This is a genomic window from Vibrio sp. THAF190c (assembly GCF_009363355.1).
Taxonomy (GTDB): domain Bacteria; phylum Pseudomonadota; class Gammaproteobacteria; order Enterobacterales; family Vibrionaceae; genus Vibrio; species Vibrio fortis_A.
The window spans coordinates 3125074-3142723 of record NZ_CP045338.1; the positions used below are offsets into that span (position 1 = coordinate 3125074).

Sequence of the window (17650 nt, forward strand, 5' to 3'; positions counted from 1 at the left end):
AAATTCGGAAAGCTGTTTCTTGTTCTCTCAAACTCATTCAAGCGTTTGTATCTTATGAGTCCATCAAAACCCCTTGGGTGTTGTATGGTTAAGCCTCACGGGCAATTAGTACAGGTTAGCTCAACGCCTCACAGCGCTTACACACCCTGCCTATCAACGTTCTAGTCTTGAACAACCCTTTAGGACGCTTAAAGCGCCAGGGAAGACTCATCTCAGGGCTCGCTTCCCGCTTAGATGCTTTCAGCGGTTATCGATTCCGAACTTAGCTACCGGGCAATGCCATTGGCATGACAACCCGAACACCAGAGGTTCGTCCACTCCGGTCCTCTCGTACTAGGAGCAGCCCCCTTCAATCTTCCAACGCCCACGGCAGATAGGGACCGAACTGTCTCACGACGTTCTAAACCCAGCTCGCGTACCACTTTAAATGGCGAACAGCCATACCCTTGGGACCGACTTCAGCCCCAGGATGTGATGAGCCGACATCGAGGTGCCAAACACCGCCGTCGATATGAACTCTTGGGCGGTATCAGCCTGTTATCCCCGGAGTACCTTTTATCCGTTGAGCGATGGCCCTTCCATTCAGAACCACCGGATCACTATGACCTGCTTTCGCACCTGCTCGAATTGTCATTCTCGCAGTCAAGCGGGCTTATGCCATTGCACTAACCTCACGATGTCCAACCGTGATTAGCCCACCTTCGTGCTCCTCCGTTACTCTTTGGGAGGAGACCGCCCCAGTCAAACTACCCACCAGGCACTGTCCGTAATCCCGATTCAGGGACCAACGTTAGAACATCAACACTACAAGGGTGGTATTTCAAGGACGACTCCACCACATCTAGCGACGCGGTTTCAAAGTCTCCCACCTATCCTACACATGTAGGGTCAATGTTCAGTGCCAAGCTGTAGTAAAGGTTCACGGGGTCTTTCCGTCTAGCCGCGGGTACACTGCATCTTCACAGCGATTTCAATTTCACTGAGTCTCGGGTGGAGACAGCGTGGCCATCATTACGCCATTCGTGCAGGTCGGAACTTACCCGACAAGGAATTTCGCTACCTTAGGACCGTTATAGTTACGGCCGCCGTTTACCGGGGCTTCGATCAAGAGCTTCGACCGAAGTCTAACCCCATCAATTAACCTTCCGGCACCGGGCAGGCGTCACACCGTATACGTCATCTTACGATTTTGCACAGTGCTGTGTTTTTAATAAACAGTTGCAGCCACCTGGTATCTGCGACTCTCGTCAGCTCCATCCGCGAGGGACTTCACCGATAAGAGCGTACCTTCTCCCGAAGTTACGGTACCATTTTGCCTAGTTCCTTCACCCGAGTTCTCTCAAGCGCCTTGGTATTCTCTACCCGACCACCTGTGTCGGTTTGGGGTACGATTCCTTACAATCTGAAGCTTAGAGGCTTTTCCTGGAAGCATGGCATCAATGACTTCACCACCGTAGTGGCTCGACATCGTATCTCAGCGTTAATGAAGAGCCGGATTTACCTAACTCTTCCGCCTACGTACTTGAACCTGGACAACCGTCGCCAGGCCCACCTAGCCTTCTCCGTCCCCCCATCGCAATTGTAAGAAGTACGGGAATATTAACCCGTTTCCCATCGACTACGCCTTTCGGCCTCGCCTTAGGGGTCGACTTACCCTGCCCCGATTAACGTTGGACAGGAACCCTTGGTCTTCCGGCGAGGGAGTTTTTCACTCCCTTTATCGTTACTCATGTCAGCATTCGCACTTCTGATACCTCCAGCAGCCCTTACAGACCACCTTCAACGGCTTACAGAACGCTCCCCTACCCCGCACACTAAAGTGTGCAGCCGCAGCTTCGGTGTATAGCTTAGCCCCGTTACATCTTCCGCGCAGGCCGACTCGACCAGTGAGCTATTACGCTTTCTTTAAATGATGGCTGCTTCTAAGCCAACATCCTGGCTGTCTGAGCCTTCCCACATCGTTTCCCACTTAGCTATACTTTGGGACCTTAGCTGGCGGTCTGGGTTGTTTCCCTCTCCACGACGGACGTTAGCACCCGCCGTGTGTCTCCCGGATAGTACTTACTGGTATTCGGAGTTTGCAAAGGGTTGGTAAGTCGGGATGACCCCCTAGCCTTAACAGTGCTCTACCCCCAGTAGTATTCGTCCGAGGCGCTACCTAAATAGCTTTCGGGGAGAACCAGCTATCTCCAGGTTTGATTGGCCTTTCACCCCTAGCCACAAGTCATCCGCTAATTTTTCAACATTAGTCGGTTCGGTCCTCCAGTTGATGTTACTCAACCTTCAACCTGCCCATGGCTAGATCACCTGGTTTCGGGTCTATATCCAGAGACTGAACGCCCAGTTAAGACTCGGTTTCCCTACGGCTCCCCTAAACGGTTAACCTTGCCACTGAATATAAGTCGCTGACCCATTATACAAAAGGTACGCAGTCACACCACGAAGGTGCTCCTACTGCTTGTACGTACACGGTTTCAGGTTCTATTTCACTCCCCTCACAGGGGTTCTTTTCGCCTTTCCCTCACGGTACTGGTTCACTATCGGTCAGTCAGTAGTATTTAGCCTTGGAGGATGGTCCCCCCATATTCAGACAGGATATCACGTGTCCCGCCCTACTCGATTTCACTGATTATGATGTGTCGGTTACGGGGCTATCACCCTTTATTGCGAGACTTTCCAGACTCTTCACCTGCATCATTAAAAGCTTAAGGGCTAATCCAATTTCGCTCGCCGCTACTTTCGGAATCTCGGTTGATTTCTCTTCCTCGGGGTACTTAGATGTTTCAGTTCCCCCGGTTTGCCTCTTGCTGCTATGTATTCACAACAAGATACTTACTTATGTAAGTGGGTTTCCCCATTCGGAAATCCCAGACTCAAATGGTTTTTACTACCTAATCTGGGCTTATCGCAAGTTAATACGTCCTTCATCGCCTCTGACTGCCAAGGCATCCACCGTGTACGCTTAGTCACTTAACCATACAACCCGAAGAAGTTTCGAGTTGATGATAAATCACCAAGGTTTTTGGTTGTAATAAGAAGGGTTAGTTCTTATTACGTGTTTGCCGGACTCAATTTTTTCTCTTTATTTTCACTTTTTAAAAGTGAAGACAAAAAGCCAAGACACTTGAATGTGTTTGTGTTGTGTTTATCTAAAAGATAAACATTGAGAACTTTTAATTTGATTTAAATAACTGTGTTATTTAAATCAGTCAGCTTTCCAAATTGTTAAAGAGCAGATTCATTTCTGAACCATGTTTAAAAGCACTATCGCTAATGCGCTTAAAGATGGTGGAGCTAAGCAGGATCGAACTGCTGACCTCCTGCGTGCAAGGCAGGCGCTCTCCCAGCTGAGCTATAGCCCCAACGAAATCGATATTGACCGCTATCTCTGGGAAAAGATAGTGGTGGGTCTGAGTGGACTTGAACCACCGACCTCCCGCTTATCAGGCGAGCGCTCTAACCAGCTGAGCTACAGACCCAATATCGTCTCTTAACTTTCTAAACCGTATCAATCTGTGTGGACACTTATCGTGAATATCTTCGTATAAGGAGGTGATCCAGCCCCAGGTTCCCCTAGGGCTACCTTGTTACGACTTCACCCCAGTCATGAACCACAAAGTGGTGAGCGTCCTCCCGAAGGTTAAACTACCCACTTCTTTTGCAGCCCACTCCCATGGTGTGACGGGCGGTGTGTACAAGGCCCGGGAACGTATTCACCGTAGCATTCTGATCTACGATTACTAGCGATTCCGACTTCATGGAGTCGAGTTGCAGACTCCAATCCGGACTACGACGCACTTTTTGGGATTCGCTCACTCTCGCAAGTTGGCTGCCCTCTGTATGCGCCATTGTAGCACGTGTGTAGCCCTACTCGTAAGGGCCATGATGACTTGACGTCGTCCCCACCTTCCTCCGGTTTATCACCGGCAGTCTCCCTGGAGTTCCCGACATTACTCGCTGGCAAACAAGGATAAGGGTTGCGCTCGTTGCGGGACTTAACCCAACATTTCACAACACGAGCTGACGACAGCCATGCAGCACCTGTCTCAGAGTTCCCGAAGGCACCAATCCATCTCTGGAAAGTTCTCTGGATGTCAAGAGTAGGTAAGGTTCTTCGCGTTGCATCGAATTAAACCACATGCTCCACCGCTTGTGCGGGCCCCCGTCAATTCATTTGAGTTTTAATCTTGCGACCGTACTCCCCAGGCGGTCTACTTAACGCGTTAGCTCCGAAAGCCACGGCTCAAGGCCACAACCTCCAAGTAGACATCGTTTACGGCGTGGACTACCAGGGTATCTAATCCTGTTTGCTCCCCACGCTTTCGCATCTGAGTGTCAGTATCTGTCCAGGGGGCCGCCTTCGCCACTGGTATTCCTTCAGATCTCTACGCATTTCACCGCTACACCTGAAATTCTACCCCCCTCTACAGTACTCTAGTTTGCCAGTTTCAAATGCAGTTCCGAGGTTGAGCCCCGGGCTTTCACATCTGACTTAACAAACCACCTGCATGCGCTTTACGCCCAGTAATTCCGATTAACGCTCGCACCCTCCGTATTACCGCGGCTGCTGGCACGGAGTTAGCCGGTGCTTCTTCTGCAGCTAACGTCAAGAGATGCCGCTATTAACGACACCCCCTTCCTCACTGCTGAAAGTACTTTACAACCCGAAGGCCTTCTTCATACACGCGGCATGGCTGCATCAGGCTTGCGCCCATTGTGCAATATTCCCCACTGCTGCCTCCCGTAGGAGTCTGGACCGTGTCTCAGTTCCAGTGTGGCTGATCATCCTCTCAGACCAGCTAGGGATCGTCGCCTTGGTGAGCCATTACCTCACCAACTAGCTAATCCCACCTAGGCATATCTTGACGCGAGAGGCCCGAAGGTCCCCCTCTTTGGCCCGTAGGCATCATGCGGTATTAGCCATCGTTTCCAATGGTTATCCCCCACATCAAGGCAATTTCCTAGGCATTACTCACCCGTCCGCCGCTCGACGCCGTTATCGTTCCCCGAAGGTTCAGATAACTCGTTTCCGCTCGACTTGCATGTGTTAGGCCTGCCGCCAGCGTTCAATCTGAGCCATGATCAAACTCTTCAATTTAAGATTTTGTGACTCAATGAATACTGATTACATTACATAGTAATGTTGAATTGACTGTGCCGAATCTTACGATTCGAATTGGTCACTCAGTTCATTGAAATCAAGTTGAAACCGAAGTTTCTATTTTGATATTCATCAACGAGTGCCCACACAGATTGATAGGTTTAAATTGTTAAAGAGCTTTGCTATCAACGCTTTAGCGTTGAAGCGGATGCGTATAATACGCGATTGACTCTGTAAGTCAACATAAAACTCTATCTTTTTTCCTTCAGATTTTGAAAATCTAAAAGCAAAGGTTAGAACTTTATGGTGACTTGCTTAGATACTAAGCAAAGTCGAAATTAAAGCCTGGCGATGTCCTACTCTCACATGGGGAAGCCCCACACTACCATCGGCGCTATTGCGTTTCACTTCTGAGTTCGGCATGGAATCAGGTGGGTCCACAACGCTATGGTCGCCAAGCAAATTCTTAAAATCTGGAAAGCTGTTTCTTGTTCTCTTCAAACTCATTCAAGCGTTTGTATCTTTGAGTCCATCAAAACCCCTTGGGTGTTGTATGGTTAAGCCTCACGGGCAATTAGTACAGGTTAGCTCAACGCCTCACAGCGCTTACACACCCTGCCTATCAACGTTCTAGTCTTGAACAACCCTTTAGGACGCTTAAAGCGCCAGGGAAGACTCATCTCAGGGCTCGCTTCCCGCTTAGATGCTTTCAGCGGTTATCGATTCCGAACTTAGCTACCGGGCAATGCCATTGGCATGACAACCCGAACACCAGAGGTTCGTCCACTCCGGTCCTCTCGTACTAGGAGCAGCCCCCTTCAATCTTCCAACGCCCACGGCAGATAGGGACCGAACTGTCTCACGACGTTCTAAACCCAGCTCGCGTACCACTTTAAATGGCGAACAGCCATACCCTTGGGACCGACTTCAGCCCCAGGATGTGATGAGCCGACATCGAGGTGCCAAACACCGCCGTCGATATGAACTCTTGGGCGGTATCAGCCTGTTATCCCCGGAGTACCTTTTATCCGTTGAGCGATGGCCCTTCCATTCAGAACCACCGGATCACTATGACCTGCTTTCGCACCTGCTCGAATTGTCATTCTCGCAGTCAAGCGGGCTTATGCCATTGCACTAACCTCACGATGTCCAACCGTGATTAGCCCACCTTCGTGCTCCTCCGTTACTCTTTGGGAGGAGACCGCCCCAGTCAAACTACCCACCAGGCACTGTCCGTAATCCCGATTCAGGGACCAACGTTAGAACATCAACACTACAAGGGTGGTATTTCAAGGACGACTCCACCACATCTAGCGACGCGGTTTCAAAGTCTCCCACCTATCCTACACATGTAGGGTCAATGTTCAGTGCCAAGCTGTAGTAAAGGTTCACGGGGTCTTTCCGTCTAGCCGCGGGTACACTGCATCTTCACAGCGATTTCAATTTCACTGAGTCTCGGGTGGAGACAGCGTGGCCATCATTACGCCATTCGTGCAGGTCGGAACTTACCCGACAAGGAATTTCGCTACCTTAGGACCGTTATAGTTACGGCCGCCGTTTACCGGGGCTTCGATCAAGAGCTTCGACCGAAGTCTAACCCCATCAATTAACCTTCCGGCACCGGGCAGGCGTCACACCGTATACGTCATCTTACGATTTTGCACAGTGCTGTGTTTTTAATAAACAGTTGCAGCCACCTGGTATCTGCGACTCTCGTCAGCTCCATCCGCGAGGGACTTCACCGATAAGAGCGTACCTTCTCCCGAAGTTACGGTACCATTTTGCCTAGTTCCTTCACCCGAGTTCTCTCAAGCGCCTTGGTATTCTCTACCCGACCACCTGTGTCGGTTTGGGGTACGATTCCTTACAATCTGAAGCTTAGAGGCTTTTCCTGGAAGCATGGCATCAATGACTTCACCACCGTAGTGGCTCGACATCGTATCTCAGCGTTAATGAAGAGCCGGATTTACCTAACTCTTCCGCCTACGTACTTGAACCTGGACAACCGTCGCCAGGCCCACCTAGCCTTCTCCGTCCCCCCATCGCAATTGTAAGAAGTACGGGAATATTAACCCGTTTCCCATCGACTACGCCTTTCGGCCTCGCCTTAGGGGTCGACTTACCCTGCCCCGATTAACGTTGGACAGGAACCCTTGGTCTTCCGGCGAGGGAGTTTTTCACTCCCTTTATCGTTACTCATGTCAGCATTCGCACTTCTGATACCTCCAGCAGCCCTTACAGACCACCTTCAACGGCTTACAGAACGCTCCCCTACCCCGCACACTAAAGTATGCAGCCGCAGCTTCGGTGTATAGCTTAGCCCCGTTACATCTTCCGCGCAGGCCGACTCGACCAGTGAGCTATTACGCTTTCTTTAAATGATGGCTGCTTCTAAGCCAACATCCTGGCTGTCTGAGCCTTCCCACATCGTTTCCCACTTAGCTATACTTTGGGACCTTAGCTGGCGGTCTGGGTTGTTTCCCTCTCCACGACGGACGTTAGCACCCGCCGTGTGTCTCCCGGATAGTACTTACTGGTATTCGGAGTTTGCAAAGGGTTGGTAAGTCGGGATGACCCCCTAGCCTTAACAGTGCTCTACCCCCAGTAGTATTCGTCCGAGGCGCTACCTAAATAGCTTTCGGGGAGAACCAGCTATCTCCAGGTTTGATTGGCCTTTCACCCCTAGCCACAAGTCATCCGCTAATTTTTCAACATTAGTCGGTTCGGTCCTCCAGTTGATGTTACTCAACCTTCAACCTGCCCATGGCTAGATCACCTGGTTTCGGGTCTATATCCAGAGACTGAACGCCCAGTTAAGACTCGGTTTCCCTACGGCTCCCCTAAACGGTTAACCTTGCCACTGAATATAAGTCGCTGACCCATTATACAAAAGGTACGCAGTCACCCTCGAAGGGCTCCTACTGCTTGTACGTACACGGTTTCAGGTTCTATTTCACTCCCCTCACAGGGGTTCTTTTCGCCTTTCCCTCACGGTACTGGTTCACTATCGGTCAGTCAGTAGTATTTAGCCTTGGAGGATGGTCCCCCCATATTCAGACAGGATATCACGTGTCCCGCCCTACTCGATTTCACTGATTATGATGTGTCGGTTACGGGGCTATCACCCTTTATTGCGAGACTTTCCAGACTCTTCACCTGCATCATTAAAAGCTTAAGGGCTAATCCAATTTCGCTCGCCGCTACTTTCGGAATCTCGGTTGATTTCTCTTCCTCGGGGTACTTAGATGTTTCAGTTCCCCCGGTTTGCCTCTTGCTGCTATGTATTCACAACAAGATACTTACTTATGTAAGTGGGTTTCCCCATTCGGAAATCCCAGACTCAAATGGTTTTTACTACCTAATCTGGGCTTATCGCAAGTTAATACGTCCTTCATCGCCTCTGACTGCCAAGGCATCCACCGTGTACGCTTAGTCACTTAACCATACAACCCGAAGAAGTTTCGAGTTGATGATAAATCACCAAGGTTTTTGGTTGTAACAAGAAGGGTTAATTCTTATTACGTGTTTGCCGGACTCAATTTTGAATACAAGACACTTGAATGTGTTTGTGTTGTGTTTGTGTTGTGTTTATCCAAAGGATAAACATTGAGAACTTTTAATTTGATTTAAATAACTTGTTATTTAAATCAGTCAGCTTTCCAAATTGTTAAAGAGCAATAATAGCTCGAAGCTTTCGCTTCAAAACCATCAATCTGTGTGGACACTTATCGTGAATATCTTCGTATAAGGAGGTGATCCAGCCCCAGGTTCCCCTAGGGCTACCTTGTTACGACTTCACCCCAGTCATGAACCACAAAGTGGTGAGCGTCCTCCCGAAGGTTAAACTACCCACTTCTTTTGCAGCCCACTCCCATGGTGTGACGGGCGGTGTGTACAAGGCCCGGGAACGTATTCACCGTAGCATTCTGATCTACGATTACTAGCGATTCCGACTTCATGGAGTCGAGTTGCAGACTCCAATCCGGACTACGACGCACTTTTTGGGATTCGCTCACTCTCGCGAGTTGGCCGCCCTCTGTATGCGCCATTGTAGCACGTGTGTAGCCCTACTCGTAAGGGCCATGATGACTTGACGTCGTCCCCACCTTCCTCCGGTTTATCACCGGCAGTCTCCCTGGAGTTCCCGACATTACTCGCTGGCAAACAAGGATAAGGGTTGCGCTCGTTGCGGGACTTAACCCAACATTTCACAACACGAGCTGACGACAGCCATGCAGCACCTGTCTCAGAGTTCCCGAAGGCACCAAAGCATCTCTGCTAAGTTCTCTGGATGTCAAGAGTAGGTAAGGTTCTTCGCGTTGCATCGAATTAAACCACATGCTCCACCGCTTGTGCGGGCCCCCGTCAATTCATTTGAGTTTTAATCTTGCGACCGTACTCCCCAGGCGGTCTACTTAACGCGTTAGCTCCGAAAGCCACGGCTCAAGGCCACAACCTCCAAGTAGACATCGTTTACGGCGTGGACTACCAGGGTATCTAATCCTGTTTGCTCCCCACGCTTTCGCATCTGAGTGTCAGTATCTGTCCAGGGGGCCGCCTTCGCCACTGGTATTCCTTCAGATCTCTACGCATTTCACCGCTACACCTGAAATTCTACCCCCCTCTACAGTACTCTAGTTTGCCAGTTTCAAATGCAGTTCCGAGGTTGAGCCCCGGGCTTTCACATCTGACTTAACAAACCACCTGCATGCGCTTTACGCCCAGTAATTCCGATTAACGCTCGCACCCTCCGTATTACCGCGGCTGCTGGCACGGAGTTAGCCGGTGCTTCTTCTGCAGCTAACGTCAAGAGATGCCGCTATTAACGACACCCCCTTCCTCACTGCTGAAAGTACTTTACAACCCGAAGGCCTTCTTCATACACGCGGCATGGCTGCATCAGGCTTGCGCCCATTGTGCAATATTCCCCACTGCTGCCTCCCGTAGGAGTCTGGACCGTGTCTCAGTTCCAGTGTGGCTGATCATCCTCTCAGACCAGCTAGGGATCGTCGCCTTGGTGAGCCATTACCTCACCAACTAGCTAATCCCACCTAGGCATATCTTGACGCGAGAGGCCCGAAGGTCCCCCTCTTTGGCCCGTAGGCATCATGCGGTATTAGCCATCGTTTCCAATGGTTATCCCCCACATCAAGGCAATTTCCTAGGCATTACTCACCCGTCCGCCGCTCGACGCCGTTATCGTTCCCCGAAGGTTCAGATAACTCGTTTCCGCTCGACTTGCATGTGTTAGGCCTGCCGCCAGCGTTCAATCTGAGCCATGATCAAACTCTTCAATTTAAGATTTTGTGACTCAATGAATACTGATTACATTCCCTATTCTTACGAATAGTGACTGTGAATTGACTGTGCCGAATCTTACGATTCGAATTGGTCACTCAGTTCATTGAAATCAAATTGAAACCGAAGTTTCTATTTTGATATTCATCAACGAGTGCCCACACAGATTGATAGGTTCTAATTTTTAAAGAGCTTCTAGCGTTTTGTGATTTATATCTCAATCGCTAGGGGTGCGTACTATACTCGCACCGTTTTGAGAGTCAAGGGTTATTTTCAAACTCTTTTTTCTCTACCGATTCCAGTGTGTGACTTTCGTCTCACTCCGTGTCGGTGAGGCGGCATTATAGAGAGATTCGAATGGAGCGCAAGGGCTTTTTTAAATAAAAATTTCGTTCGACTAAAAAGCCATCAAATGCGCTTATTTTGAATAAAAACTAAACATTTGAGACGCATCACAGCAATACATTGGAAAAATACAAACCATGAACGTAAGATTCATGTGTCTATTTTGTTAATAGTAGATGCGTCTATTTCGTTTATTAATATGTAGTAATCCGATATGAATTCAAAAAAATCGATGTTGTTAATTGTCGCACTGGCTGTATTAGGCGGCATTGTGTTTTCACAGGTTGATATATCGCCTGCAATTACTTTCGTTCTCGGTGTCTTGGCTTCAGCTTTTATTCTTAACCTTTCAGGCTCAGACACAAAATCAGATTCAGAACCTAAAGCTTCAACTCAAACCCTATACGTGGGTAACCTTCCATATAAAGCCAACGAATCACATGTTCGCGAACTTTTCTCTGAACACGGTGAAGTATTTGCCGTAAGACTAATGAAAGATAAGCGCACAGGTAAAAGAAGAGGATTTGGCTTTGTTGTGATGGCTAGCAACGATGTCAATAACGCCATTGCTAGCTTAAATGATAAAGACTATATGCAGCGTACATTGAAGGTACGTATCGCAAATGACCCTAAGCACCCTGAAGCGGACGGATCTGAACAGGCATAAAACCCATTTCTTTTAATGTTCTATTGAGTGCACTTTCTTTTCTTAGAGGTGCACTACAATATACCTCTCTTATTCCCACCACTTTATCTTCACTTTCGACTGCTAATAGGCTTTGGACACGTTTGGCGATTGCATTGCCTGAGTCCACTAGCATGACATCCGCTCCCATTACGCTCTGGATCTCTTCTTTTATTAATGGGAAATGCGTACACCCTAATACAGCGACATCTACAAGATTCATCATTGGACTGAGAATTTGAGCTAACTCTTCGAGGTTAACGAGCTCCCCACGTAATTTCTCTTCTGCCATATCCACCAGCTTTGTCGAACCCAATAGTTCAACGTGCTTATCACTAGAAAAGCTTTTGATCAGATCATGAGTATATTGACGAGTAATCGTTGCTGGCGTGGCAATCAGACCAACCGCTTTGTTTGCCATAAGAGATGCAGGCTTGATCGCCGGAACGACACCAACGATTGGAATCGTATTATTGGCACGCAAGGTTGGAAGAACAATGGTGCTTGCGGTATTACACGCAATCACTACGATATCGATAGAGTGGCTTTTAATAAAGCTAGCGACAATTTGCTCAACTCGCTCAATTAGAACCTGCTGTGCCAATTCACCATAGGGATAGGCTTCATTATCGAAAGCATAGATATAGTTATGGTTCGGTAGTAGTTTGTTTATCTCTTTATAGACAGATAAGCCTCCGACTCCCGAATCAAATACCAGTATGTTTTTTTGTTGCTCGCCCAACACTGCATCTACCTATAAGAAAGTTCGCAGCAATCATACCCCTTCACTTATTATTCGCCAACTTAGTCACGGCTTATGTTAGCCAAGTAACGTTGATGTACGAAACGTTCCCCCCTATCGACTTCAAGCAATGAAACCTTTATTGCCCCATTAAATGATGGTGCTTTAGTTACTAACGTGTGGAACTCTCCATCCTCTCCGCAAGGGTCAACACCGTTGGGAAGGTTCTCTAACAATGACTTTGTATAAGCTTGCCCACAATACTCTGCGGACAAAGCATTGGTATCGATAGTCACTAAGAAGGTTTCGATGCCTCTCTCTATTATCTCATCGGCCAGTTGACTGCTCTCCTCTCCAAGCAGTGGGAATACACACTCCCAACCAGCCTGTTCAATATAGCTTCGACGATAGTCAGCAATGCCATTACAAAACATGTCGCCAAATGCGACCGCATCAATGGTTAAACTCGATTGCTTCAGTGCATTAACAATGGTGCTCTGATAAATGTCGTTTGATGGGAACACTTCCGGCAGCTCAATCATGATGACAGGCAAACCAAGCAGGTCCGCCTGCATTGCGACGACTTCTCTTGGGGTTGCTTGAAAAGGTACTTCGTCACCGACATAAGTTGTGTATAGAGCAACCACTTCATAGTCAGGACTTTCTAGTAGGCGTTCGAGGGTTAACGTAGAGTCTTTGCCAGAAGACCAACTGATGATGACTTTCTTTTTCATATTGGATATCTATCGATAAGAAAAAACCGCCCGAGGGCGGTTTAAAATTTAAAAGCGATACTCTACAGTGCCAAAGTAGCTTCGTTCTTGAGTGTTGTACCCATTTGCCAGTTGATACTCTTCGTCAAATAAGTTCGCGATTTTGCCACGCACTTTTACAGCCTCAGTAACGTTATAGGTCAATGCCAAATCAAATAAAGAATAAGAATCTAGAACAACGTCACCGCTATCGTAGCGCTTGCCTTGGTATAAGTAGCTCAACTCAGCATCTAATTGCTGGTAAGAATAAGACATATTCCACTTGTAGTTCTGTTTAGCTCGACGGATCAACTGACTGTTATCACTCTTATCAACAGGATCCATAAAGTCCAGAATAACTTGATGAGAAAGAGGACCAGTATCAAATAGACCTACAATTTCAACCCCTTCAATCTCGGCTTTACCAATGTTCTGCGGTGGCCAGCCTGAAATCAGATTCTTAATATCATTTTTATAAGCCGCGACACGTAGGTCTAAGTACTCATAACTCGCATCAACAGCCACTTCATAGTTTGTTGATTCTTCAGGCTCCAAGTTAGGATCACCCGCCCCTGGATAATAAAGGTCATTAAATGTGGGAGCTTTAAAACCAGTACCCACGTTGCTACTCAGTTTATACGTCTCATTTAGCGAATACGCAGCGCCCAATTGCCAAGTCGTATATGAACCGTAGCGCTCGTTGTCATCAGCACGTACCGAGCTCTCAACTGCGAATTGTTCAGAGCTATAATATCCACTCAAGTACAATGCTGTATTTGAGCGTTTTGTCTCATCATAAGCAGTAGATGTCTCAGATACATCATCTCTATACCAATCAACTCCACCACCTAACTTAAGGTTCTCATTAATTGAAAAAAGATTATCCCAAGCTGCTGCTACTCTATCCGTTTGATAAGTGCCGTTGAACGATGGATAGAATGTATTTTCTCGGTTGGAAGATAAAGTCAATTTAGACTTCAATTGGTCGTTGGTATAATCGTATGCCGCAGATACATTGTAGAACTTTTCTTCATTTGAAGAATCCGCTGGGTCATATTCTACATCACCATCATGAATCAAAGCATTTATTGATAACGAAGATTTTTCCGTAGCTTGATATCGAAGAGTCATTGCCAAATCTCTTGAGCGATAGGCGTCTGCATCTTCATTACCAGCAGTCGGTTGAGCGGAAAATCCATCATTGTTTAATGCACTAAGTGATAAAGAGGCATGTAGCTTGTCGGTTAACAAACCCGAAAAGAACGCCTGACCTTGATGATATGAATCCGAGCCAGTTGTTGCGCTCAAAACATTTTCGCTACGTGTGTTTGATGTAATGATATTTATCACACCAGCAATAGCATCCGAGCCATATAACGAAGCACGGGCACCTCTTAAGTACTCAATTCTCTCAACACCACCGATTGGGATAGCTGAAATAGGAGCCCCACCTGCGGTTGCACTGCCAAAACGAACACCATCAATCAAAATCAATACATGGTCAGATTCTGCACCTCTGACAAAGATACTTTGTTTCTGCCCATAACCACCATTTGATGATATCTGAATGCCAGGTAGACGCTTTAAAACTTCAGTCAAGCTTTTTGCTTGAATAAGCTCTATCTCTTCTTTCGAGATAACTTCTACTGGAACAATTAAAGAGTCAACACTTTGCTCAAAACGGTTCGCCGTCACCACCATGGTTTCATCGGCAGAGGCTTCTTGGGCGTGTAAATTGGAGATAGGTGAAAGCAGCGACGCTACAGCTATCGCTAAAAGGGACTTGTTCATATTGTGATCCTAAATCGCGTAAATTCCTACCAAGCCAAATATTGTGACTTAGCTGCTGGCAGGTATTCGGACTCAAGAGCTCAACCTAGTGGTTACCTAATATTCGACTTCCCACATAATCCTATATGCAGTGTCTTGGTGAATACTCGTTCTCTTTTACCGCTGCGCGTCAGTTCTGGATTTACACCAGATTCCCTTTTCAGCCATCTATACATCTAAATGGCACCAGCTTGTGAAGGATACTATTGTCCTATGGGTAATTTGTCTAGTCTAAGATAGTTATAAGCTATAGTTTTCATGGCCAATTTACAGGTAATGGCTCTCAACACTGGACAAGAGGCTGTGATTGAATAAAATCTGCGCTCTTGATTTGAACGCACCACAGCAAAAGGCATAACAATGGCGACTTTAGATGTAAACCCGCAACGCTACCAAGAACAACTGACAGAAAAGACCGAGCGTCTGACTGAGATGTTCTCACAATACAATGTGCCTGAATTAGAAGTGTATGAATCACCAGAACAGCACTACCGCATGCGTGCAGAATTCCGCGTGTGGCATGAAGGTGATGACATGTACTACGTGATGTTCAATCAAGAAACCAAAGAGAAATATCGCGTTGATCAGTTCCCAGCAGCAAGCCGTCTTATCAACGACCTAATGCCACTACTAATGGAAGCGATGAAAGGCAACCCTTCACTACGTCACAAGCTATTCCAAGTGGACTTCCTTTCAACCCTAAGTGGTGAAGTACTTGTATCGCTTCTATACCACCGCCAACTTGATGAAGAGTGGATTGAAAACGCAAAAGCACTTAAGCAGCAACTTAATGACGAAGGTTTCAACCTAAACCTGATTGGCCGTGCACGTAAGATGAAGATTGTGCTAGACCAAGACTACGTAATTGAAAAGCTTAACGTGAATGGCGACAGCTACATTTACCAACAAGTAGAGAATAGCTTCACACAGCCTAACGGTAAGATTGCGGAAAAAATGCTGGAGTGGGCGGTAGACTGTACTCAAGAAAGTAAAGGTGACCTACTTGAGCTGTACTGTGGTAACGGCAACTTCTCTTTAGCGCTGGCACAAAACTTCGAGCGAGTACTAGCAACAGAGCTGGCTAAGCCATCTGTAGACTCTGCGCAATACAATATTGCAGCAAACAACATCGACAACGTTCAGATCATTCGTATGTCGGCTGAAGATTTTACTGAAGCAATGGAAGGTAAGCGCGAGTTCCGTCGTCTAAAACAAGCTAATGTCGACCTAAAGAGCTACAACTGCAACACGATCTTTGTTGATCCACCGCGATCAGGTATGGATGTTGATACGTGTAAAATGGTACAAGGCTATGAACGCATCATGTACATCTCTTGTAACCCAGACACATTAAAAGAGAACTTGGACATTCTGAGCGAAACTCACAACATCACGCGTTTTGCCCTGTTCGATCAGTTCCCATACACCCACCACATGGAAGCTGGTGTGTTCTTAGAGCGCAAAGCTAAATAGAAACAATAGATACAAAAGAACCGACCTTAACGATCGGTTCTTGAATCAAAAAAACGAGCCACGCGGCTCGTTTTTTATTGTCTATTCAGCTGAAGTTACGCTGACTTAGACATAAATCCTAGTTTCTTACCTACCCATGCGAGTAGCAGCATTGCCACGATAATAGCAAAGAAGTTAGAGCCAGCTTCTGGGTGTTGTGCTTTCACAAATGCCGAGTGGCCAAATGCACCAACGAAGAAACACGCTAGGCCAACTAGTGGGATATCTTCAGATACTGGGTTTGCTAGGTACTCTTGGTATAGAGCTTGAACAGCCAGTACTAGCGCAATAAGAGGGAAAATAGAGAAACCAACTTCGCTCATCGTTACCCAAGATAACAATGCGTCACCACAGACACCCGCAACAAGAGCCAGTACCAGTGTTTTTCTTTCTGAACCGCGGTTCACAGTATTCTTTTCATTCGACATTATTCAATCCCGCCTTTTAGTCGGTTACGTTCACGTTCTTTGCGATACCAATAAGCCCCTTTGGCTATCATTCGCAATTGCATAATCAACCGCTCAGCAAGTTCATCTCGCTCACGGCTATTTAAATCCAAAGCTTCTGCGCCGGAACTAAATACCAAGGTGACTGATGCTTCTGCTTGGGTAAAAGCCTCTTCACGAGTCATCCCCGTACCTATTAGATATTCCGTCATTTCCGCAACAAAGTGCTGCATTTCTCTTGCGACGGCTGTTCGAAACTCAAATGAGGTTCCTGAACGTTCGCGCAATAACAGTCTAAATACGTTTGGACTGCTTTCGATGAACTCCATAAAGGTTTCAACCGAGGTGCGGATAACACTGCCTTCTTTTACGATTCGTTGCCTTGCCTGACGCATCAACTGACGCAGTAACAAGCCACCTTCATCAACCATGGTCAAACCGAGTTCATCCATGTCTTTGAAGTGACGATAGAAAGAAGTTGGGGCAATGCCGGCTTCGCGAGCAACCTCTCTTAAGCTCAGGTTTGAAAAACTACGGTCAGCACTCAACTGACTGAACGCAGCATCGATTAAGCTTCGACGAGTTTTTTCTTTTTGCTGTGCGCGAATTCCCATTGGTTTCATACTTTATCAATTTCTTCTTTTACAGCCTAAACAGGCATGCCTAATACTCAGGTAAATATAACGCGAATCACTCTATTTTATAAGGAATTCTCGCTTTATATGACATCAGACACCCCTCTTTGTTCACGTACCGAAGTAAATACGTTCGAGAACAAAATTTCAATCGCGGAGCTGTAATTTGGAGACATACAACATACCAAATATGACTTTTTCTTTAACACTGCGTGATCAGCTCGACTCTCTGATGCCCTTTTCATGTACCAAATAACGGAATCAGTTAAAATCTCGCTAAAGCAATGTTAAACAAATATAACAA

7 protein-coding genes, 2 tRNA genes, 5 rRNA genes and 1 riboswitch are annotated in these 17650 nt (G+C 47.0%); of the genes, 2 read left to right on the forward strand and 12 right to left on the reverse strand.

What is annotated here, in order from left to right; genetic code table 11:
* Window positions 1-84: 84 nt before the first annotated feature.
* The 7 genes from FIV04_RS14180 to FIV04_RS14210 form a co-directional block, all read right to left on the reverse strand.
* Window positions 85-2976 (reverse strand): 23S ribosomal RNA (locus FIV04_RS14180).
* 310 nt (window positions 2977-3286) lie between these two features.
* Window positions 3287-3362, reverse strand: a tRNA-Ala gene (locus FIV04_RS14185).
* 40 nt (window positions 3363-3402) lie between these two features.
* Window positions 3403-3479, reverse strand: a tRNA-Ile gene (locus FIV04_RS14190).
* 66 nt (window positions 3480-3545) lie between these two features.
* Window positions 3546-5098: ribosomal RNA gene (locus FIV04_RS14195) — 16S ribosomal RNA — on the reverse strand.
* Window positions 5099-5444: 346 nt separating this feature from the next.
* Window positions 5445-5560: ribosomal RNA gene (rrf, locus tag FIV04_RS14200) — 5S ribosomal RNA — on the reverse strand.
* Between the two features lie 94 nt (window positions 5561-5654).
* Window positions 5655-8544 (reverse strand): 23S ribosomal RNA (locus FIV04_RS14205).
* A gap of 302 nt (window positions 8545-8846) precedes the next feature.
* A 16S ribosomal RNA gene (locus FIV04_RS14210) occupies window positions 8847-10399 on the reverse strand.
* Together the 16S, 23S and 5S rRNA genes with 2 tRNA genes alongside form the textbook arrangement of a ribosomal RNA operon.
* Before the next feature lie 559 nt (window positions 10400-10958).
* Here FIV04_RS14210 and FIV04_RS14215 point away from each other — a divergent pair.
* Entirely contained in the window at window positions 10959-11411 is a 453-nt protein-coding gene (locus tag FIV04_RS14215; RefSeq protein ID WP_032553404.1) for an RNA-binding protein, read from the forward strand.
* Here the strand turns inward: FIV04_RS14215 and murI are convergent.
* The 3 genes from murI to FIV04_RS14230 are packed head-to-tail and all read right to left on the reverse strand — an operon-like array spanning window position 11374 to window position 14714.
* Window positions 11374-12174, reverse strand: a complete 801-nt coding sequence (gene murI, locus FIV04_RS14220; RefSeq protein WP_152469426.1) for a glutamate racemase — start codon at window positions 12172-12174, stop codon at window positions 11374-11376. The two genes, FIV04_RS14215 and murI, sit on opposite strands and share 38 nt — an antisense overlap.
* A 59-nt stretch (window positions 12175-12233) precedes the next feature.
* Entirely contained in the window at window positions 12234-12905 is a 672-nt protein-coding gene (locus FIV04_RS14225; protein WP_152469427.1) for an ATPase, read from the reverse strand.
* A 48-nt stretch (window positions 12906-12953) separates the two neighbouring features.
* Window positions 12954-14714 carry a TonB-dependent receptor gene (locus tag FIV04_RS14230; protein ID WP_152469428.1) on the reverse strand — a complete coding sequence of 587 codons (1761 nt, stop codon included), beginning with the start codon at window positions 14712-14714 and terminating at the stop codon, window positions 12954-12956.
* 39 nt (window positions 14715-14753) lie between these two features.
* Window positions 14754-14959: riboswitch (cobalamin riboswitch) on the reverse strand.
* 154 nt (window positions 14960-15113) lie between these two features.
* Here FIV04_RS14230 and trmA point away from each other — a divergent pair.
* Window positions 15114-16226, forward strand: a complete 1113-nt coding sequence (trmA, locus tag FIV04_RS14235; RefSeq protein WP_150897424.1) for a tRNA (uridine(54)-C5)-methyltransferase TrmA — start codon at window positions 15114-15116, stop codon at window positions 16224-16226.
* A gap of 95 nt (window positions 16227-16321) precedes the next feature.
* Here trmA and FIV04_RS14240 read toward each other — a convergent pair whose 3' ends face one another.
* Both FIV04_RS14240 and fabR read right to left on the reverse strand, forming a co-directional pair.
* On the reverse strand, window positions 16322-16693 hold the full coding sequence (locus tag FIV04_RS14240) for a YijD family membrane protein (protein ID WP_032553398.1): 372 nt from the start codon (window positions 16691-16693) through the stop codon (window positions 16322-16324).
* Window positions 16693-17334 (reverse strand): HTH-type transcriptional repressor FabR, encoded by a 642-nt coding sequence (gene fabR, locus FIV04_RS14245; protein WP_032553397.1) that lies wholly within the window; start codon window positions 17332-17334, stop codon window positions 16693-16695. Before fabR ends, FIV04_RS14240 begins: the two co-directional genes overlap by 1 nt.
* Window positions 17335-17650: the final 316 nt, after the last annotated feature.

Coding starts and splice junctions, on each gene's coding strand:
- FIV04_RS14215 (WP_032553404.1), top strand. CDS start 10,959: ATGAATTCAAAAAAATCGATGTTGTTAATTGTCGCACTGGCTGTATTA.
- FIV04_RS14225 (WP_152469427.1), bottom strand. CDS start 12,905: ATGAAAAAGAAAGTCATCATCAGTTGGTCTTCTGGCAAAGACTCTACG.
- FIV04_RS14230 (WP_152469428.1), bottom strand. CDS start 14,714: ATGAACAAGTCCCTTTTAGCGATAGCTGTAGCGTCGCTGCTTTCACCT.
- trmA (WP_150897424.1), top strand. CDS start 15,114: ATGGCGACTTTAGATGTAAACCCGCAACGCTACCAAGAACAACTGACA.
- FIV04_RS14240 (WP_032553398.1), bottom strand. CDS start 16,693: ATGTCGAATGAAAAGAATACTGTGAACCGCGGTTCAGAAAGAAAAACA.
- fabR (WP_032553397.1), bottom strand. CDS start 17,334: ATGAAACCAATGGGAATTCGCGCACAGCAAAAAGAAAAAACTCGTCGA.